General features: G+C 63.6%; 18 protein-coding genes and 2 pseudogenes. 12 read left to right on the forward strand and 8 right to left on the reverse strand.

Translation table 11 applies throughout. The features are described 5' to 3' along the window. Positions 1-269: pseudogene (locus tag C0456_RS18020) on the reverse strand (arachidonate 15-lipoxygenase); the annotation flags it as partial. Between the two features lie 273 nt (positions 270-542). Between C0456_RS18020 and C0456_RS18025 the strand changes: the two are divergent. From C0456_RS18025 to C0456_RS18035, 3 genes are all read left to right on the forward strand, one after another. After that, a complete protein-coding gene (locus tag C0456_RS18025; protein ID WP_291055118.1) occupies positions 543-1,778 on the forward strand; it encodes a glycosyltransferase in 1,236 nt (411 codons plus the stop codon). Beyond that, a complete protein-coding gene (locus tag C0456_RS18030; RefSeq protein WP_291055121.1) occupies positions 1,775-2,893 on the forward strand; it encodes a lysylphosphatidylglycerol synthase transmembrane domain-containing protein in 1,119 nt (372 codons plus the stop codon). The genes C0456_RS18025 and C0456_RS18030 overlap by 4 nt, the downstream gene beginning before the upstream one ends. A gap of 614 nt (positions 2,894-3,507) precedes the next feature. After that, the gene (locus tag C0456_RS18035) at positions 3,508-4,713 is read left to right on the forward strand and encodes a tyrosine-type recombinase/integrase (protein ID WP_367179311.1); all 1,206 of its coding nucleotides are present in this window, start codon (positions 3,508-3,510) and stop codon (positions 4,711-4,713) included. Positions 4,714-4,721: 8 nt separating this feature from the next. Here the strand turns inward: C0456_RS18035 and C0456_RS18040 are convergent, their stop codons facing one another. After that, positions 4,722-4,937, reverse strand: a complete 216-nt coding sequence (locus C0456_RS18040) for an AlpA family transcriptional regulator (RefSeq protein ID WP_291055127.1) — start codon at positions 4,935-4,937, stop codon at positions 4,722-4,724. Between the two features lie 366 nt (positions 4,938-5,303). Between C0456_RS18040 and C0456_RS18045 the strand changes: the two genes are divergently transcribed. The 4 genes from C0456_RS18045 to C0456_RS18060 all read left to right on the forward strand — a co-directional run bounded on the left by C0456_RS18045 (position 5,304) and on the right by C0456_RS18060 (position 9,098). Next, positions 5,304-6,041 carry an alpha/beta hydrolase gene (locus C0456_RS18045; RefSeq protein WP_291055129.1) on the forward strand — a complete coding sequence of 246 codons (738 nt, stop codon included), beginning with the start codon at positions 5,304-5,306 and terminating at the stop codon, positions 6,039-6,041. 349 nt (positions 6,042-6,390) lie between these two features. Continuing rightward, positions 6,391-7,743: a chromate efflux transporter gene (chrA, locus tag C0456_RS18050; protein WP_291055132.1), complete on the forward strand. Its 1,353-nt coding sequence runs from the start codon at positions 6,391-6,393 to the stop codon at positions 7,741-7,743. Positions 7,744-7,755: 12 nt separating this feature from the next. Next, positions 7,756-8,478: a Fe-Mn family superoxide dismutase gene (locus tag C0456_RS18055; protein ID WP_291055135.1), complete on the forward strand. Its 723-nt coding sequence runs from the start codon at positions 7,756-7,758 to the stop codon at positions 8,476-8,478. Then, entirely contained in the window at positions 8,475-9,098 is a 624-nt protein-coding gene (locus C0456_RS18060; RefSeq protein ID WP_291055138.1) for a phosphatase PAP2 family protein, read from the forward strand. The genes C0456_RS18055 and C0456_RS18060 overlap by 4 nt, the downstream gene beginning before the upstream one ends. 31 nt (positions 9,099-9,129) lie before the next feature. Here C0456_RS18060 and C0456_RS18065 read toward each other — a convergent pair whose 3' ends face one another. From C0456_RS18065 to C0456_RS18085, 5 genes are all read right to left on the reverse strand, one after another. Beyond that, positions 9,130-9,933, reverse strand: a complete 804-nt coding sequence (locus C0456_RS18065; protein WP_291055141.1) for a lipid II flippase Amj family protein — start codon at positions 9,931-9,933, stop codon at positions 9,130-9,132. 9 nt (positions 9,934-9,942) lie between these two features. Continuing rightward, on the reverse strand, positions 9,943-10,716 hold the full coding sequence (locus tag C0456_RS18070; protein ID WP_291055145.1) for a sulfite exporter TauE/SafE family protein: 774 nt from the start codon (positions 10,714-10,716) through the stop codon (positions 9,943-9,945). A 28-nt stretch (positions 10,717-10,744) separates the two neighbouring features. Further along, positions 10,745-13,180 carry a TonB-dependent receptor gene (locus C0456_RS18075; RefSeq protein WP_291055148.1) on the reverse strand — a complete coding sequence of 812 codons (2,436 nt, stop codon included), beginning with the start codon at positions 13,178-13,180 and terminating at the stop codon, positions 10,745-10,747. A gap of 87 nt (positions 13,181-13,267) precedes the next feature. Next, a complete protein-coding gene (locus C0456_RS18080; protein ID WP_291055151.1) occupies positions 13,268-13,435 on the reverse strand; it encodes a YezD family protein in 168 nt (55 codons plus the stop codon). Between the two features lie 143 nt (positions 13,436-13,578). After that, entirely contained in the window at positions 13,579-14,019 is a 441-nt protein-coding gene (locus tag C0456_RS18085) for an Rrf2 family transcriptional regulator (protein ID WP_291055154.1), read from the reverse strand. A 271-nt stretch (positions 14,020-14,290) separates the two neighbouring features. Between C0456_RS18085 and C0456_RS18090 the strand changes: the two genes are divergently transcribed. The 4 genes and pseudogenes from C0456_RS18090 (at position 14,291) to C0456_RS18110 (ending at position 16,828) form a co-directional block, all read left to right on the forward strand. Then, a complete protein-coding gene (locus tag C0456_RS18090) occupies positions 14,291-14,671 on the forward strand; it encodes a winged helix-turn-helix domain-containing protein (protein WP_291055157.1) in 381 nt (126 codons plus the stop codon). Between the two features lie 70 nt (positions 14,672-14,741). Further along, positions 14,742-15,503 (forward strand): molybdate ABC transporter substrate-binding protein, encoded by a 762-nt coding sequence (gene modA / locus C0456_RS18095; RefSeq protein ID WP_367179312.1) that lies wholly within the window; start codon positions 14,742-14,744, stop codon positions 15,501-15,503. Positions 15,504-15,516: 13 nt separating this feature from the next. Then, positions 15,517-16,215, forward strand: a pseudogene (gene modB / locus C0456_RS18105) (molybdate ABC transporter permease subunit). Beyond that, positions 16,205-16,828 (forward strand): molybdenum ABC transporter ATP-binding protein, encoded by a 624-nt coding sequence (locus tag C0456_RS18110; protein ID WP_291055169.1) that lies wholly within the window; start codon positions 16,205-16,207, stop codon positions 16,826-16,828. The pseudogene modB and the gene C0456_RS18110 overlap by 11 nt, the downstream one beginning before the upstream one ends. Here the strand turns inward: C0456_RS18110 and C0456_RS18115 are convergent. Beyond that, complete coding sequence (locus C0456_RS18115; protein ID WP_291055173.1) at positions 16,825-17,289, reverse strand: hypothetical protein; 465 nt, start codon at positions 17,287-17,289, stop codon at positions 16,825-16,827. The genes C0456_RS18110 and C0456_RS18115 overlap by 4 nt on opposite strands. A gap of 126 nt (positions 17,290-17,415) precedes the next feature. On the opposite strand from C0456_RS18115, the gene C0456_RS18120 reads away from it, so the two are divergent. After that, positions 17,416-18,631: TonB-dependent siderophore receptor (locus C0456_RS18120; RefSeq protein ID WP_291055176.1), on the forward strand; the 1,216-nt coding region annotated here is incomplete at its 3' end.

The raw sequence follows: 18,631 nt of genomic DNA on the forward strand, positions 1-18,631 counted from the left end.
TTGCGCACGATCTTGAGGCTGATGCCGATCAAGAGGGCCCACCATTGCAGCGTCGGCAGATTGTCGAGCGGCACCGATTTGGCCAGCGGCACGCCGGGGAGAGTCGCCACCTGGTCGTCCCAGACGTAGGCCTGCTGGCTTGCCGCCAGCTGCGCCGCGCGTGCGGCCTTCTGGGCATGGGTGTCGTTCTGCGGCAGGCTGGGCGCAGCGGGCGGCACCGGCGCGCACAGGGTTTCGGCATGCGGGACGATAGGCGACTGAAAGCTCATGAAGGCGCTCCTCGGATCAGACCCGGGGGCGTAGCGCACTCTGGTTAACGCTCCGTCAGCCTTGCGGGGCTCTTGAGGGGCACAAGGTCGATTGTGATCCTCACATGACCCTTAATCAACAAATCGATCAAAAATCTGTCGCTGATCAGACCCGATTTCATCACGAGCGTTTCATCAAGCCCGCGCACACACGACCCGAATCGGGTCAAACCTACCGTGCTGGCCCTCCCGCCGGCTGACACAGCACCTGCCAACCTAATCGTGGAGCGCCGCGTGAGCGAAAGCCTGCTGATCTGTGACCTTACGCAAAGCTGGTCACCGACCGGGGGTGGCGGTATCTCCACCTATCTCAAGGAAAAGCGCCGGTACATTCAGGACCGCACAGCGCATCGCCTGATACAGATTGTGCCAGGCCCACACGACCGGATCACAGTCGAAGGGCGGACGATCCTTGCCGAGGTCGGTTCGGGACAGGTCTGGGGCAGCCCCAATTATCGCTGGATCAGCCGCAATGATGCGGTCTTCGCGCTGCTGCGGGAATACCAGCCCGATATCGTCGAAAGCCTGTGCCCATGGGTGTTGCCGTGGATCGCGATACGGCATCGCAGGCGCTTTCCCGATACCGCGCTGGTGGCGGGTTACCGCACCGACTTTCCCAATGCCCACGTCTATCGCGTGGTGAACGATCTGGCGGGCCATTATCCGGCCAGCTTCTTTCGCGGCATCGCCTATGCCTATGCCGCGCTGACCTATAACCGCTTTGACCGCGTGTATACGCTGGGCCGCGATGCCGAGCGCATGTTGCACCGGCTGGGCCAGACCAATACCGGCCAGCTTGGTCTCGGGGTCGACCTGACCCAGTTTTCGCCCGAACACCGCGATCCCGGCTTCCGCACCGCGCTCGGACTTCCGGAAACGGATGGCCCGCTGCTGATCTATGCCGGACGGATCGATAACGAGAAGCGCACCGACATGCTCGTGCGCATGTTCAAGGCCCTTCCGCCGGAATTGGGCGCGGTGATGGTGCTGCTGGGAGACGGGAAGCTGCGTCAGCAATTGCAGGAGGAAGCGCGCGGCCTGCCGATCGCCTTTCCCGGGTTTGAGACCGATCGGCTGGCGCTGGCCCGTGCGCTTGCCTCGAGCGACATCTATGTCTCCGGCATGGCCAACGAGACGTTCGGGATTTCGGTGCTGGAAGCGCAGGCCTCGGGGCTGCCCGTGGTCGGGGTGGCAAGCGGCGCGATGATCGACCGCGTGCCCGAAGGCACCGGCCGGCTTGGTCCGGTGGACGATGCGGCGGCGATGGCTGCCAATGTTGCAGACCTGTGGCGTGGCGACTATGCTGATGCGCGTCGTCGCAGCCTCGCCTTGGCCAATGCGAACAACCGCTGGGAGCAGACCTTCGAACAGCTGATCAAGGTAGAATACGCCGCCGCGCTTGCCGCCCGCGACGCACGCCGGGCCAAGGGCTGGGGCATTCCTGCAAGACGGGCGCTGGACATTACTTGACGCTGCCCGATCCCCCTCAATCCACACACGAGGCTGCGTCCCGGCGCGATGCGCTGGGGCTGCATCTTGGTGCATTGCCGCGCCGCACGCTCGGCCTTGCGCTGTGGCTGCTGCCGGTCCTTGCGCTGGTCAATATCGCCGTTCTGGTCTGGTCGCTCGGCGCGATCGATCTGGCCGAGCGGCTGGTCGCCCCCCACATGCTCGCGCTGGCCGGGGTGCTCGTGTTCGTGCCTATGCTGGCCAATGCCCTGCGGTTTGCGATCACGAGCCGCTTCCTCGGGCTCGACCTCGGGTTTGGCGGGTCCTTGCGGGTGATAACGGGCACCATCCTTGCCAATTCGGTCACGCCCTCGGCTGTGGGCGGCATGCCGATCAAGGTGCTGTTCCTGGTCGGCGAAGGGATTGAGATAAGGCGGGCCGTCTCCCTGATTTCGTTCCAGGCTGCCGAAGACGCGCTGAGCCTGTTTGGCCTCGCCGCGCTGGCAGCGACCCTGACCGGCTTCGCGATGCGCGACGTCCTTGCGGCCGACCCGGATTTCGCGCTCCACGCCGCACAGAGCCTGCAGGTCGGTGCCATTATTCTGGCCGGGGCCCTTGCCGTGTTCGTGGTGGTCGGCGCGCTCATACGGGCAGGGGTGCTGAGCCTGCGGGTTCGCGCCGCGCTGAGCGGGCTTTGGCGGCGCGTGCGGCTGTCGCTGACAATGGTGGCACGCGATTGGGGGGCACTGCTTCGCCGGGGCAAGGCGGTGGCCCTGCTCAGTATGGGCCTCGCCCTTGTGCAATGGAGCGTGCGTTTCTCGATTGCCGGGCTGGTGCTCGCGGCCTTTGGTACCTCATGGCAACCGGCGCTGTTCTGGCTGCTGCAATATCTGGTGCAGTCGATCAGTTCGGTCATACCTTCGCCGGGCGGCGTGGGCGGAGCGGAGGCCGGTTTCCTGCTGCTGTTCGCGCCCTTTGTGGAGCGCGCCGTGCTGCTGCCGGCGATGAGCATGTGGCGGCTGCTGTTCTTCTACCTCCCGCTGATCGGCGCAGCGGTGATCTTCTTTTCCCTGCGCCGCCGTCTGCGCGGCGGGCCCGCTCCGCGTCCGCACGGCGCGTGCCAGCCGGCCGAATAGCGCCGGCCCCTCTCAATCCCATCGTCGCCGGGAGATCCCGATTGGAGCCGGTAACCCCTGCCGCTGCCCTGACCGCCGATCGGTTCTGCCCATGGCCCGCGACTTTCTGGCTTGGCGCCATCTGCGGGTCCTGCGCGCCCGGACGACGCGCCATGTCCATCGGCTTGCCGCAAGGCTGCAACCAATGCAGAACCCGAGCGCGGTCGCCACGGCCTATGGCGTGCCGATGATCGCTCCCTGTTCCTCGACATCGGAGCCAATCAGGGCCTGTCCCCGCTGATTGCTGCCCGCCATCACGACGTGCTGGCGCTCCCGCTCGAACAGCGAACCAAGACCGCAGGTTGATGAGGCCTGCTATGGTTGATGCGGTCAAGGGGACAGGTTCCGCCTGAGCGGAAAGATTCGCGCTTCAAATAGGCCGGTGGCGGAGACGGAGTCCGCGAATGAGCCTGTTTCATATTGCACCAAATCCACCCAAAGGATCTCATTTTCTATAGCAACAATAATAAATTATTCCATTTTCGCGTTCCATGTCTTATCGTTTCATCCCGCTCAATCTCACACACAAAGTGGGACCGAAAGTGGGACCGGAAGTGGGACCGAGGAACGGCGATATGGGATCAAGAACACTGAACAAGCTGAGCGCCACACAGGTCGCGAAGCTCAAGGTGCCGGGACGGCATGCTGATGGCGGCGGACTTTATCTGTTCGTCGATGACAGCGGTCGTCGGCGCTGGATCTTCATGTACACGCGCGCGGGCAAGCGAACCGAGCTGGGGCTTGGCAGCGCACGTGATCTGTCACTGGCCAAGGCCCGCGCAGAAGCCGCAGCGCTGCGCGCGCTGCTCGCCAGCGGCGGCGATCCCAAAGCCGAACGCGCAAAAGATGAGAGCGTGCCGACCTTCGGCCAGAGCGCCGATGCCTATGTCGAAGCAATGCGTCCGTCATGGCGCAACGCCAAACATGCAGCGCAATGGACCATGACGCTGACCAAATACGCAGAGCCGATCCGTGCCATGCCCGTGGATGAGATCGCGACCAAGGATGTTCTCAAAGTGCTGCAGCCGCTGTGGCAGCGTACTCCAGAAACTGCCGAGCGGCTGCGCGGCCGGATCGAGAATGTTCTGGATGCTGCCAAGGCGCGCGGCCATCGATCGGGCGAGAACCCGGCACGATGGCGTGGGCACCTTGATCAGCTGCTACCCAAGCGCCAGCGACTATCGCGAGGACATCACAAAGCGCTAGCCTATGAAGAGCTACCCGCATTCTTTGCCGATTTGCTTGATCGGGAGGCGGTAGCCGCCAGAGCGCTTGAGTTTCTGATCCTAACCGCCGCCCGCTCAGGTGAGGTCCTCGGTGCCCAAGCTGACGAGGTCGATCTCGAAAAGAAGGTCTGGACCATCCCTGCCGCACGGATGAAGGCAGGCCGCGAACATCGCGTGCCATTGTCACCTCACGCAATCGAGATTGTGGAAGCGATGGCGGCTCTTGGCCGGGGCCCTTATCTTTTCCCGGGCCCCAAGCCCGAGGGTCCGTTGTCATCGATGGCCATGATGATGTTGCTGCGTCGCATGAAGTCGGATGTCACCGTCCACGGCTTTCGCTCGACCTTCCGCGACTGGGCGTCAGAGACAACCGGATTTTCACATGAGGTCTGTGAAATGGCGCTGGCGCATACGATCGCCAACAAGGCCGAAGCTGCTTATCGACGCGGGGACCTGTTCGAGAAGCGTCGCAAGCTTATGGAAGCATGGGCTGGCTATTGCGCCAGTTCCGGTAGTGGGAAGGTCGTCCAACTAAAGGCCAGCCGGCAAGCCTGAGCAGGCCGTTAGGACCGCTTCTCCTCGCCTTCAGGTCGCCAGCCGACTGGGTCGTCAATCCAGCGATTGATGGCAGACTCCCGCCAGCCTGCCCCGTGTACGCTGATCCTCACCTGACGCGGGAATGTACCCTCGGCAATCTTGCGGTAGACTGTCGAGCGCGACAGACCTGTGCGGTCGAGAACGGTCCTGAGGCGGATGATCCTGTCGGCTGCGTTTGTCACGAGACTGGCCTCCATCGGTTGGGCATGGGTGGCACCCTGTGACCGAGGTCAACGCAACAGCTCGCCATCAGGCAAGCTCAAAATCTCGTTCGGCAACTGTGGCGTAGCGAAGGCGGCAATTAGCGAGGCTGGGGCAAGGCAGCCTTTCCAAGATGCGAGGATAGGCCTCACCGTTGGCGTCCGAATCGCGACGCAGTTTCCTTGCCAGTACCCGGTCTCTTTTTTGATATTTGATCCTCGGAAGTTTAGCGCGGTTCGCCAACGCTTCATCGCAGACTTATTGTCAATTAAATCGATTGAGTTAAATTCATTGCTGTCGGGACGTATACCGAGTCGACCGGCTTATCCGAAGCACGGAGCTAGACGATGGCCAGATACGAACACATCATTTCTCTTGATCACGTCCACCTGCCGCAAGTTCTGCTGGTGCCGGGTCTCAACAACAGCGGCCCTGATCACTGGCAAACCCGCTGGGAGAGTGAATTGCCTGGCGCAAAGCGTGTACAGCTGGGGAAATGGGACGATCCTGTCCGCAATCACTGGGTCAATCAGCTCAACCTTGCCATCCACAAGGCAGGCAGACCCGTCATTCTTGTCGCCCATAGTCTCGGTTGCCACGCCGTCGCGTGGTGGGCGGAGTTTGAACAGACCGTCCGCAGTCACCCGGTGGTTGGTGCGTTGCTGGTTGCTCCACCCGACGTCGAAAGCGCGGAAGTTGATCCCCGACTGAGGCGCTTTGGACCACTGATCCAGGGCCACCTGCCATTTCGCAGCCTGTTGGTCGCCAGCGAGGACGACCCCTATGCCCAGTTAGGCCAGGCCAAGCGGATGGCGCGCAAATGGGGCAGCCAACTGATCAACGCAGGCCCCCTCGGCCATATCAACGCCGATTCGGGCATTGGCAGCTGGCCTTATGGCAAGTTCCTGTTGCGCCAGCTTCTGCGAACTGCGGCACCCGAAATCGAAGCGGCATGCAGCGGCTCGACCGCCCTTCACCGGCAACGCTGGGTCGACAGCGTCATGGCGAACCGCAAATCCTTTCCATGCCATGATTGGGGCCGGAGTAGCGCTTCCTGCTGCCACCGGCCGTACTCGGAATGCTGAGGCTTTTCCCGAAGTTGCCCTGGATCCTCGCACGCCGCTCGTTTCTGCAGTGCCTGCGAGCAAACGGACCAAGGCAGCGAGGCCACAATAGCTGGTCCAGAAGGTGCAAGTAATGAGAGAACAGATGTTTGTCCGCCTCGTGTGGAGCGCGCAGCTGACTGCCGGCCTCGCGTGTTGGGCCTTTGCGTCAATTGGCGTCGCGCATGTGCAGGGTCTATAGGCTTGATCCCCATCCGGCACGAAGCTAGATCGTGTGCGCGGGACCAAGCAACCTCCCGTCAAGGCCGCGTCGGCCCAAGCGTTGCCTCGCTTCCCTGTCCATGCGGCGGGGTTGTTGCACGAGGTAAGCATGGCTGAATTGGGCACCACTTCAATTTCTCTGGATCCGCAATCGGGGGCTTCCTCCACATTTCCTGACCTCTTGCGGGTCTTCACCCGGATCGGCCTGTTGAGCTTCGGCGGACCCGCGGGGCAGATTGCGCTGATGCACCGCGAGCTGGTGGATGAACGTAAGTGGATCGCGGAGGAAGATTTCCTCCACGCGCTCAACTTCTGCCACCTTCTGCCCGGGCCCGAAGCGCAGCAATTGGCCACCTGGATCGGGTGGCGGCTGCACGGCTGGCGCGGCGGGTTGGCGGCGGGGTTGCTGTTCGTCATTCCGGGCGCGGCGATCATTCTCGCGCTGTCGGTGCTTTATGCCTTCGCCGCCAATCTCGCGTGGGTGGAGGCGCTGTTTCTGGGCGTCAAGGCGGCGGTGCTGGCGATTGTCGTGCAGGCGCTGCTGCGGATTGCAGGCCGCGCGCTCGACACCGGATTGAAGCGGGCGTTGGCCGCTGCGGCGTTTGTGGGGCTGTTCCTGTTCGATCTGCCGTTTCCGCTGATCGTGCTGGGTTCCGGCGTGATTGGCATGGTGGTTGCGGCTTGGCGGCCTGACCTGCTCGCGCTGAAGCCCGGCAAGGCTGGTGACGTCCTGCCTGACCGCCCGTGGCGCAGCACCATCCTGTCGGTCGCGCTGTGGGGCGCAGTGTGGGCCGCGCCGATGCTACTGATCGCGCTGACGCTGGGGCAGGATCACGTGCTGTGGGAGATCGGCGTGTTCTTCTCGCAGCTCGCCATCGTCACGTTCGGCGGTGCCTATGCGGTGCTCGCTTATATGGCGCAGGAGGCGGTGCAGGGGTTTGGCTGGCTTCAGCCGGGCGAGATGGCCGACGGGCTGGGCCTTGCTGAGACGACGCCGGGGCCGCTGATCCTCGTGACGCAATTCGTCGGCTACCTCGCCGCCTTCCGCGCGCCGGAGCCGTTCACGCCGTTCGTCGCCGGATTGCTGGGGGCGGGCCTCACCACGTGGGTGACCTTTGCACCGTGCTTCCTATGGATTTTCGCCTTTGCACCGTGGATCGACCGGCTGGGCAACGCCGTGCGGCTGAAAGGCGGGCTGGCCGCAGTGACGGCAGCGGTGGTGGGTGTGATCGCCAACCTTACCGCATGGTTTGCGCTGCACGTGCTGTTTGCCGAGGTGGGGCAGCGCCAATTCGGCCCGCTGCGGCTCTATTGGCCTGATCTGGCGACTTTCGACTGGCGCGCGGGCGTCTTGGCGGCGCTGGCGGCGGTGCTGGCCTTTGGCCTGAAGTGGTCGGTGCTACGAGTGCTCAGTGTTGCGGCTGCGGCTGGTCTGATTATGGTTCTTGTTCTGGGTTTCTGAAGGGAAAGCGCAATGGCAATCATCACCCGGCGTCAGGCGATCGGCAGCGCGGCTTTGTCGGCAACTGGTATCGCCCTGGCGGGGACCAGCACCGCCGCGGCGGCACAGGCCGCCGTCCCTGCGGCTGCGCCCGCGTTCGCAGGCAAGCACAACCCAAAGCCCCTGCGCTTCGACCCGGCCAAGCTCACCGGCCTATCCGAAAGGTTGATCACCTCGCATTGGCAGAACAATTATCAAGGCTCGGTCCGCGGGCTCAACATCATCGAAACCCGGCTTGCTGCCGCCATGGCCGACCCCGACTTCCCCCCAGTCGCCTATGCCGGGCTAAAGCGCGAGGAATTGCACCGGACCGGATCGGTGGTGCTACACGAGTATTACTTCGATGCGCTGGGCGGAGACGGCAAGTCCGGCGGTTCGATCAAGGAGGCGCTCGATAGTTGGTTCGGCAGCTTTGCCGCATGGGAAGCCGAGTTCCGCCGCACCGCGATGTCGCTGGCGGGGGGATCGGGCTGGTGCATCCTCAGCTACAACCGCTACACCGGGTCGCTCCACAATTACTGGGCGGCCGATCATATGCACTCGCCCGTCACCGGCGCGCCGCTGATCACACTCGACATGTATGAGCACAGCTTTCACATGGATTATGGGTCGGCAGCAGCGAAGTATGTCGATGCGTTTATGACCAATCTCGATTGGGAGGTGGTGGATGCGCGGTACTTGGCTGCCATTGCATGACTGGCCGTTTTCTGCGGATTTTTGTGATCCTGATGTTGCTTACGCTTGCAACGGGCGGAGCCAGCTTGGCCATTCAGGGACCGCTGCCGGGTGATGTGACGATAACGCGGGGTGTGCAAGCGGCATTCGGCCTGCAGCCATCATGGGCGGAATGGCTGACTCAAACGGCCAGGCCGCCGCTGGTGGTCGCAACGATTGTGGTCGGCGCGGGGATGGCTTGGCTTGCTGCCAGCTGGCGCGTCGCACTCGCGGTCCCGGTGGCTTTCGGCTTGGCATGGCTGACCGACATGATCCTGCGCGCAGCTATCCTTGTGCCACGCCCCTCGCCAGACCTCGTCGCAGTGGTTAGCGCCAGCGGTTCAAGCGGCCTGCCCTCGACCTTTGGGTTGACCTATGGCAGCATTTTCGGGGTGGCCGTGATTGTGGTTGCGGGCAGTAGGCGTGCACTCTTTATGCGAGTATTGGCGCTCGCAGTGGTCGTCGCCGGGTCATCGGCGCGGGTGGTGCTGGGCGGACATTGGCCGAGTCAGATGCTCGCCTCTGTTCTGTTGGGACTGCTGGCGTCACTAGTGGCTTGCAAGGCAATTGGTTGGATGCCCGTGAAGCGGTCGGATCAATGACAGACGGAAGGACGGGCGATCGTCTTGAGCACTAAATCCAACCCGCCGCCCAAGCGATCAATACTGCCGCAGGGACTAGCATGACCTGCGCCATCAGGGTGCCGACGAAGCGGCTCACCGACACCCAGATCATCGCGCGGCGAAAGGTTGCCTCGCTCACGCTGCCATCGACCACATCGTCGGTCAGCGCCGAAATCTGCGGGTCGATCAGCGCGAATAACAGGATTGTCGCAAAGCCGTTCACAATGGCGGTCATCTGCGAGGCAGTGACCCTGAATTCGGGGACGAGAAATCCGGCGTAGAGCGAAGCCAGCACGCCCACCGCCAGCAAGCCTTGCGCGGCGGCGTTGGCGATCAGCACCGACCAGCTCACCCCGCGCGGGCCCTTAAGCGAGCGTAACGTGTCGGCAGAAGGTAGCGCGACTGAATCCCGGATTGTGCTGAGGCCCGCCGGTGTGACGCTGCGCAGCAGCAGCTTGGTGGTCGAGCGGTTTGCCTGAAAGAAGGTGATCGCCGCTGCGAACAGACGTTGTCCGGTTGGCACCAGCACGATGCCAAGCGCGACGGCGGCGGCGGCGGAGAACAGCACCAGCCGGAGATCGAACAGCAAGGCATCGCCCGCACCATTGGCCAGCCCGGTCTCGATCCGCTTGGCAAGGAACGGGGCGAGGAACCCGTTGGAGGTGCGCGACACCAGCAGCAGCACGTTGAACAGCGCAAAGCTGAGCGCGATGCGCCCGGTCCGCACTCCGGCAATCCGTGCGGCATAGGCCAGCGCACCGATCAGGTTGATGATCACGGTGAGGGCGCAGATGAGGATCAGCTCGGTGTCCACGTCAGGTCCTCAGAGGATCGGCCATGCCTTGTAGATGCTGTAGGAACTAGTGACGATCAAAACCAACGACACTCCGAACAGCAGCAGGCGCGGCTTGATCCGGCCGGCCAGCACCGCTCCGAAAGGCGCGGCGACCACCCCGCCGACGATCAGGCCGACTGTCGTCATGGTGAAGGCGGCAAGGCCGATCGTGGCGACGAAGGTGATCGAGATCGACAGCGCGAGCAGGAATTCGGCGGAATTCACTGTGCCGATCACCTTGCGCGGCTCGCCGCCCTGGATCAACAGGTTCGACGTAACGACCGGTCCCCACCCGCCCCCTCCTGCAGCATCAAGGAACCCCCCCGCTGCGGCGAGCGGCCGGGTGTAGCGCGGATCCTCGAAGCGCGGTTTGGCCATGCGGATAGCACGCCACAACAGGTAAAAGCCGATGCCGGTCAGATAGAGCATCACGAAGGGCCGCGCGGCGGAGGCGTCGATATTCGATAGCAAATAAGCCCCGGTGACCCCTCCGAGCACGCCGAAAGGGACGAGGCGCTTGAACAAGCCCCAGTCGACGTTGCGATGCCAGATGTGGCTGGCCCCCGATGCGCCGGTGGTGAACATCTCGACCAGATGGACGCTCGCCGAAGCGGTCGACGGAGCAACGCCGAGCATGCTCACGAGCAAGGTCTGACTAACGACCCCGAAAGCCATGCCAAGCGCCCCGTCGATCATCTGCGCCGCAAAGCCGATGGCGATGAACGGCGCGATGTCGATCAGGAGCGGGATTATGTCGGGCATGAGGCGGTCCTCTCTGCGCTTGGCAGGTCTAGAAGGTAATCGAGGCGGTCGCGCCCCAGGTGCGCGGGTCGCCTGGAAGCCCTGCGATCAGCCCGGTATTGCCGGGGCCGACGACGAATTGCTCGAAATAGTTCTCGTCGAAGGCGTTCCTGACCCAGGCGAAAAGGTTCAGCCCGTCGTCCGAGCGGAAGCCCACGCGGAAGTTGGACAGGTGGTACCCTTCGACATTGGTGAAGGCCGAGGGCGAGGGGTTGGAGGAAAAGCCCGACCGATAGCTGCCATCATATCCGAGGTAGACTTCGCCCGGCTTGCCAAGGAACTCAGTCGGCAGATTGCCCTCCGCCCCGAAGGAGAACGCCCACTTCGACACGCCCGGCAGTCGCTGGCCGGAAATGTCGCAATTGGCCGGGCTGATCCCGCCGGGCGTGCCGGGAGCGGATGGTGTCTGGCCGGGGCCTGCGATGGTGCCGCCCGCCAGTTCCGGAGGGCACGGCGCATCGGTGAAGCGCACATACTTCGCGTCGGTATAGGCTGCGTTGGTGTAGGCCGTGAAGCGCTGGCTCGGACGGATTGCAAAGTCCGCCTCGATCCCCTGCGAGCGCACCTTGCCCGCATTTGCGAGGAAGCCGCGCAGCACCCCGAACTCACCGTTGATTACAGTCGCTTGATAGTCGCGGATGTCTGTGCGGAAAGCAGCGAGGTTGAGCGTCGCACGGCGATCCCAGAACTGGCTCTTGAGACCGACCTCGAAGTGATCGACGTTCTCCGGCCGGATTGTCCCTGCTGCCGCAATCGGCTGGCCACTGGCATCGGTCGGCAGCCCGTTCTGGTTGATCCCGATGGTCTTGAAGCTCTTGGCATAGGTGCCATAGGCGAGCACATCCGGCGCAACCTCATAGCTCAGCGTCAGGTCATAGGTTAAGTTCCAGTCGGTATCCTCGGGCGCACTGACCTGCGGCTGGAAGATGGCAAGCTGCGCACGGCTGCGGGCGTCGGTTTCACGGCCTGTCAGCTCTGTCCCCGTGCCCGTGAACACCCGGCGCTGATAGAAACCCGATTTCTTGTCGTAGTTTAGCCGCGCGCCGGGCTGGATCGTGAAGGCATCAGAGACCTTCCAACTCAATTGCCCGAACAGCGCCAGACTGGTGCTTTCGAGGGACTGGGTGTTGCGCGCGGTCAAGCCGTTGAGGACAGTCGGATCAAGCGACAGCGGATTGTTCGGCGCGATGTTCCAGCGGCTCGCGGCGAGGCCCTGAGCTTCGGTTCCCTGCGTATCGATCCGCTGATCGAAGGCGAAAGCGCCGACCACGAAGTCGAACTTATCGCCCGAATAAGCGTAGCGGAATTCCTGCGTATACTGGTTCTGCTGCGAAGGGTTTTGCGACAGCGAGACAATTGGCAGGCCAGTGAAATCGCGGTCGTTCTCGGGCTTCCAGTCCCAGTAACGCCAGGCCGTGACCGAGGTGAAGGTGCCCGGACCGATGTCCCATACTGCCCGCAGCGCAGCGCCCGCGATAACATTGCCCGCATTGAGCCGGGAGTCGAGATCGGTCACGCGGTCAAACGGGTTGGTGCTTGGCGGCGCATAGTTCTGCGCATCGGCGAGCGCGGCGAATTGACGGTTGAGGGGGCGCTGCGTTGTGCCGGTGCGCACGAACACCGAACCGCAGCAATCGGCGTCCTGCTTGTTGTAGTCGCCGACCAGCGTGATCTTGAGGTTATCGGCTGCTTCCCACAAAACCTGCGTCCTCAGGCCGAGGTTGTCGAGGCTCTGGATGTCCTGCCCGGTTGTCACATTGCGGATCGTGCCCCGCCGCGAGGTTCCCGAGAAAGCGACCCGCGCCGCCACACGATCAGACAGCGGGCCCGAAATCGCAAGCCGCGCCTGCCGGAATTCGAAATTGCCAAGGCTCACCTCCGCCCGCCCCTCGAAATCGAAGCTCGGCTGATTGGTAGTGATGTTGATCGCGCCGGCAGTGGTGTTCTTTCCGTAGAGCGTGCCTTGCGGCCCACGCAGCACCTCGATCTGCGCCACATCAAGGAAGTCGAACGTGGCCGAGGCGACGCGCGAATAATAGACGTCGTCGACATAGATCCCGACGCCCTGCTCGAACCCGTCGCTGGTCAGACCGAAGGGCACACCGAGACCGCGGATGTTCACGGCCGTGTTGCGCGGGTTGGACGAATAAAATTGTAGCGTGGGCGCAAGCTGCTGAAGCCGGTTCACGTTGAACGCCCCCGTCTCGTCAAGCTGGCGGGCGTCGATCACCGACACGGCGAGCGGAATGTCCTGCGCGCTTTCGGAGCGGCGACGAGCGGTGACCATGATGTCATAGCTTTGCGGCTCCTCGGCGCTGTCGGGGGCTTCGGTAGGCGCTTCGTCCTGTGCGGCCAATGGGGTGGAGAACAGCGCAGTCAGGCCTGCGCCGAGCAGCAGGGCGCTGCGGATGGAAAACGGATACATGGTCTCGCCTTTGCAAGCGGGCATGCATCCGGTGGTCCGGTCTGCTCGTCCCTGATGTTGTGTGGTGGAGTTTGGTCACGGTGCCGATCAATCGGTCAGCCGCTTCCTTTCGGTTACGTCGATCTGCATGACCTTCCCGTCATGCACGGTCAGCTGGATTGCGCCGTAGCGCAGACGCCCAAGCGCCTCGCTCACCAGCGCCAGCGCGTCGGGCAGAATACCGCCTGCGCCAGATTGTTTCTCGTCACGGTCCATGAATGGGCCTTTCGTTACGCGGATTCGATCCGCAGCGACGGAACTAAACTCAAGTGAATTACTTGACAATAGGGCTTCTCAGCAGATTTTCTGTCTGGCGGAGAAAGGTGAGGTTTGTGCGCCGAGGCGAATTGTCGTGCCGGTTAGGACTCTTCGTCCGCAAAAGCGGGCACCGGCGTAATCGGATCGGACAGGCGGATGTCATCGAGGATCTGTGCTGTCCGGTCGCGCACGTCGAGCATCAAGGCGCGCGTGCGGCATTCGCCTTCTTCAACGCAGTTCTTGCACTTCTCATGCGCATAGCGGCTGGCGCAAGGCACAAGCGCAAGGCTGCCCCTCATATGGCGAATAAGATCGCCATAGGTGATATCGACTGGTGGGATCGCCAGCCAGTAACCCCCGTCACGCCCGCGCTGCGACTCGACAAGGCCCGCACGGGTCAGTTCGGACAGAATGACGGTAAGAAACTTTGCGGGGATGTTCTGCTTATCCGCGATCTCGGCCAGCTGAATCGGGCCCTCGCCACGGTGATCGGCAAGGTGCTGCATCGCGCGAATGGCATAGCGGGTCTTTTGAGACAGCATCGCGCATTGTCTATCTGCCAAGTAGGCAATGAGGTCAAGCGATCTGGCATTGAATTCCGTGGATTCCCTTCAATGACCAACACGCGGTCGGTAGCCTCTCGCGAGACTTGGCGAGGGGAGGGCGACAGCCCCTGAGCGCCTTTTGGGCACGCCGCCGAGCCGCATTGGGTAACGAAACTGGGTGGCACTATGATTGACAGCGTTGGATGGCTCGATCCGGTGCCTTCCGGGTTGCTTGCACAGTCAGGTCGTGCGCATTAACCCTTTGGCCATGCCATCGGACCCTTCGCTCAAGATCATCTTGCGGCTCTATTGCGGCAAGGAAATTGCCATGGGGCCGGGCAAGGCCGATCTGCTCGACGCCATCGCGCGGCATGGGTCGATCTCGGCGGCGGGGCGGAGTATGGGGATGAGCTACCGGCGAGCTTGGTTGCTGGTCGATACCATGAACCGCTGCTGGAAAGAGCCGCTGGTTGCAACCGTGCCCGGCAGCGCACATGGCGGCGGCGCCCGGTTGACGGACTTTGGTGCAACGGTGCTTGCGCATTTTCGTGCGCTCCAACGCGGGCTGATCGACGCTTCAGCCAACCCCGATCGCGCCGCCCTGGCAGAGGCAATGCTGTTAGAGCCCCGAGCAAGCCAGAAGGAATGACTTTGTCGTTGGTCTCGTGATGCGCCTGCCATATATGGCAAGACATAGCCGGGGAGACCAACACGTGACGCTGTTTCATAAGCTTGGACTACTGCTGTCGCTGCTGCTGCTTGGACTTTCGCCGGCACGGGCGGAAGAGCGCGGCCCGGTGGTGCTGGCGGCGGCAAGCTTGCAGGAGGCGCTCACCGATGCAGCCAATGCATGGGCCGCGAAAGGGCATTCCCGCCCGGTCATCTCTTTTGCCGGATCATCCGCACTCGCCCGCCAGATCGAAGCGGGAGCACCGGCCGACATGTTCATCTCGGCCGACAAGGAATGGATGGACTACGTTGCCGCCAAAGGCCTGGTACGCAAAGGCAGCCGCGCGGGCTTCCTGTCCAACCGCCTCGTGCTGATCGCACCGGCGAGCAGCAAGGCGCAGCTCGCGGTCAAGCGGGGGTTTCCCCTCGCCCGTGCGCTGGGCAGGGGGCGGCTCGCGATGGCTGATCCGGACAGCGTGCCCGCCGGACGATACGGCAAGGCGGCGCTGACAAGTTTGGGCGTCTGGAACTCGGTCGCGGGCAAGCTTGCGCGCGCCGAGAATGTGCGCGCCGCGCTGGCGCTGGTCGAGCGCGGGGAGGCACCCTTCGGGATCGTCTATGCCACCGATGCGCGCGCCTCGCGCAAAGTGCGGGTGGTTCGCACCTTTGCCGCCGACACCCACCCGCCGATCACCTATCCGCTGGCGCTGCTGCAGCGTTCGACCAACCGCGAGGCTGAAGGTTTCCGGGCTTTCCTGCTATCGCGCGAGGGCAAGGCGATCTTTGTGCGACGCGGTTTCGGCACCCGTTGAGGTCGGCGCGCGCATGAACCTGTCGCCGGAGGAATGGGAGATAATCGCCCTGTCGCTGAAGGTCAGCGGCGTTGCGGTGGCGACCAGCCTGCCGGTCGCCTTCGCGCTTGCCTGGGTGCTGGCGCGGGTCCGGTTTCCGGGACGTGTTCTGCTCGATGCAGCGGTGCATCTGCCGCTGGTGCTGCCCCCCGTCGTAACCGGCTGACTGCTGCTGATCGCCTTCGGCAACAATGGTCCTGCCGGGCGATGGTTGGCCGAGACGCTGGGGTTCACCTTTATGTTTCGCTGGACCGGCGCGGCACTGGCGGCGGCAATCATGGCGTTGCCGCTGATGGTGCGCGCGATGCGCCTGTCAATCGATGCGGTCGACCGCAGGCTGGAGCAAGCCGCCGAAACCCTTGGCGCGTCGCGGATGAGGGTGTTCGCCACGATCACCCTGCCGCTGGCGCTGCCAGGGTTGCTGGCGGGAGCGGTGCTGGGCTTTGCGCGGTCGCTTGGCGAGTTCGGGGCGACGATCACCTTCGTTTCGAACATCCCGGGGGAGACCCGCACGCTGCCGATTGCGATCTACAGCGCCTTGCAGGTGCCCGGCAGCGAGGACGCGGTGACGCGCCTGTCGCTGATCGCCGTGGCGCTGTCGCTAGCGGCGCTGATGGTATCGGAGGGCCTGACCCGCCGCTCGGCGCAAGGGAAGAGCAGCCATGTCGTTTGAAGTGCAGGCCGAGCGCAGGATTGGCGAGCGAATCATCGCTGCCGACTTTATGTCCGATAGCGGGCTCACGGCGCTGTTTGGGCCGTCGGGGGCGGGCAAGACCTCGCTGCTCAACATGGTGGCAGGCCTGCTGCGCCCGGATGCTGGGCGGATCGCGGTGGGCGGCGCGGTGCTGTTCGATGCTCGGACAGGCGTCAATCTTCCGGCTCGCCATCGTCGCGCTGGATATGTCTTCCAGGACGGAAGGCTGTTCCCGCACCGCCGCGTGCGCGACAATCTCCTCTATGGATGGAACCTGGCCCGCCCCGAAGATCGCTGGATGGATCTGGACGAAGCCACCAGTTTCCTCGGCATCGCCCACCTGCTCGACCGCTGGCCGCGCACGCTTTCGGGCGGGGAGGCACAGCGGGTCGCGATCGGGCGGGCGTTGCTGTCAGGCCCGCGATTCCTGTTGATGGACGAGCCGCTCGCTTCGCTCGACAGGGCGCGGCGCGAGGAGATCATGGCGGTGATCGAGCGACTACGTGACGAACTCCGGCTGCCGATCCTCTATGTCAGCCACGACCGTGACGAGGTGGCGCGATTGGCCAACCATGTCGTGCCGGTCGGCTAGGGCAGGCGCGCGACCAGCACCGCAGCGTCCGGCTCGGGGCTTCCTGCGATCTGGATCGTGTAGGTGCCGGGGGCGAGCGGAAAGTCGACCATTTTGCGAATGCCGGTGCATTCCGGGCCGTGGCCATGCGCGGTCGAGGTGATGGTGCTGCCCGCGCTCACCACATCGATCCAGCCTCTGCTGCCGAGCGCCACCCGATAGGTGCCGGGAGCGCTGACGGTGAGAGTGAACACCCCGCCGAAGCTGGCATCATCGGCGGGCCTTTCCGGCGGAACGGCATAGCGCACTTCGGGTGTTGGCAACAGTGTGAGGCGCGCCGCTTGGCCGATGGTGAGCTGCGTCCCCGACAGCGCCGCCGGGCTGTTCCATGGGGCCAGCACCCCCTCGGCCATGACCGGCGCGGTGCAACCATTAGGTGCCGTCTGCGCCATAACCGCGGTCGGCAGTGCTAGGCCGAGCAAACCCAGCACCATGCACATTCTCACCATTTCCAAACTTGCCCCCGCGATGATTGCCTATATTTGATCGAATATAGCGAGTCGCCCGCCACGGCAACTGGCAAAGCGACATAATCAAGAGGTTTTTTCATGCGTCGTATTGCTCTACTCGCCTCGGCGGCGTGTTTCGTAATGCCTGCCGCTGCGCTCGCCCAAAGCGCTGAGGAGGAACCCGAGAAGGACAGCACCTTCACCCTCGGCCAAATTATCGTCACCGCCGATCCGCCCGAAGGCATCGCCGTCACTGGCGAAACCCTCACTGCCGAGGCGATCTATGCCTTCAATCGCAACAGTCTGGACGATTCGGTGAACCTGCTGCCCGGCGTGGTGGGGTCGAACAGCGGCGGCGCGCGCAACGAGCGGCTGATCTTTGTGCGCGGGTTCGACCGGTTTCAGGTGCCGCTTTCGATCGACGGGATCCGGGTCTATCTGCCCTATGACAACCGCCTCGATTTCGGGCGCTTCCTGACGCCCGATCTCGCCGAGGTGCAGGTGGCAAAGGGCTATGTCTCGGTGCTCGACGGGCCGGGAGCGCTAGGAGGCGCGATCAATCTTGTGACCACCCGGCCCACCCGCGAAGTCGAAGGCGAGGTGCGCGGCACGCTCAATCTTGACCGGGGAGTGGATTATGCGGGCTACACCGCCTTCGGGCGGATCGGAACGGCGCAGGACAAGTGGTATGCGCAGGCGAGCTTCGCGCGCCAGTTCACCGATCACTGGGATCTGGCAGGCGGCTTCACCCCGACCGCGACCGAGGATGGCGGCGCGCGTGAATTGGGTCGCACCGAGGACTGGCGGCTCAACCTCAAGGCCGGGTTCACGTCCAACGAAACCGACGAATATTCGCTGAGCTACACGCGGCAGGAAGGCTCCAAGAACGCTCCGCTCCACGTCACCTCGCCGCAGGCGCAGGCGTGGAACTGGCCGTTCTGGAATCTCGACAGCGTCTATTTTCTGTCCACCACCGCGATCACCGAAGGCGTGACGCTCAAGACCCGCGCCTATCTCAACAGCTTCGACAACCTGCTGCGCGGCTTCGATGATCGCACCCAGACCACCCAGACGCTGACCGCAGGGCGGGTGTTCAACAGCTGGTACGAGGACGAAGCCTATGGCGGGTCGGCGCAGCTGGATTACGCCGGTGGTCGTAACCGCATTGCGCTGGCGTTCCACTATCGCCGCGACGAGCATGTCGAATTCTCGCAGGTCTTCCCCACCGGTTTCATCGAGCCGCCCCAGAGGAGCCGCGAGGATACCTACAGCCTTGCGCTTGAGGACACGCTGCAACTGACGCCGACCCTGGCCC

It is taken from the genome of Hyphomonas sp., assembly GCF_013823385.1.
In the GTDB taxonomy this organism is placed as follows: Bacteria; Pseudomonadota; Alphaproteobacteria; order Caulobacterales; family Hyphomonadaceae; genus Hyphomonas.

What these genes read in the sequence shown, in the direction of transcription:
- C0456_RS18035 (WP_367179311.1), top strand. Translation starts at nt 3,508, where the DNA reads ATGGGATCAAGAACACTGAACAAGCTGAGCGCCACACAGGTCGCGAAG.
- C0456_RS18045 (WP_291055129.1), top strand. Translation starts at nt 5,304, where the DNA reads ATGGCCAGATACGAACACATCATTTCTCTTGATCACGTCCACCTGCCG.
- chrA (WP_291055132.1), top strand. Translation starts at nt 6,391, where the DNA reads ATGGCTGAATTGGGCACCACTTCAATTTCTCTGGATCCGCAATCGGGG.
- C0456_RS18055 (WP_291055135.1), top strand. Translation starts at nt 7,756, where the DNA reads ATGGCAATCATCACCCGGCGTCAGGCGATCGGCAGCGCGGCTTTGTCG.
- C0456_RS18060 (WP_291055138.1), top strand. Translation starts at nt 8,475, where the DNA reads ATGACTGGCCGTTTTCTGCGGATTTTTGTGATCCTGATGTTGCTTACG.
- C0456_RS18070 (WP_291055145.1), bottom strand. Translation starts at nt 10,716, where the DNA reads ATGCCCGACATAATCCCGCTCCTGATCGACATCGCGCCGTTCATCGCC.
- C0456_RS18075 (WP_291055148.1), bottom strand. Translation starts at nt 13,180, where the DNA reads ATGTATCCGTTTTCCATCCGCAGCGCCCTGCTGCTCGGCGCAGGCCTG.
- C0456_RS18080 (WP_291055151.1), bottom strand. Translation starts at nt 13,435, where the DNA reads ATGGACCGTGACGAGAAACAATCTGGCGCAGGCGGTATTCTGCCCGAC.
- C0456_RS18085 (WP_291055154.1), bottom strand. Translation starts at nt 14,019, where the DNA reads ATGCTGTCTCAAAAGACCCGCTATGCCATTCGCGCGATGCAGCACCTT.
- C0456_RS18090 (WP_291055157.1), top strand. Translation starts at nt 14,291, where the DNA reads ATGCCATCGGACCCTTCGCTCAAGATCATCTTGCGGCTCTATTGCGGC.
- C0456_RS18110 (WP_291055169.1), top strand. Translation starts at nt 16,205, where the DNA reads ATGTCGTTTGAAGTGCAGGCCGAGCGCAGGATTGGCGAGCGAATCATC.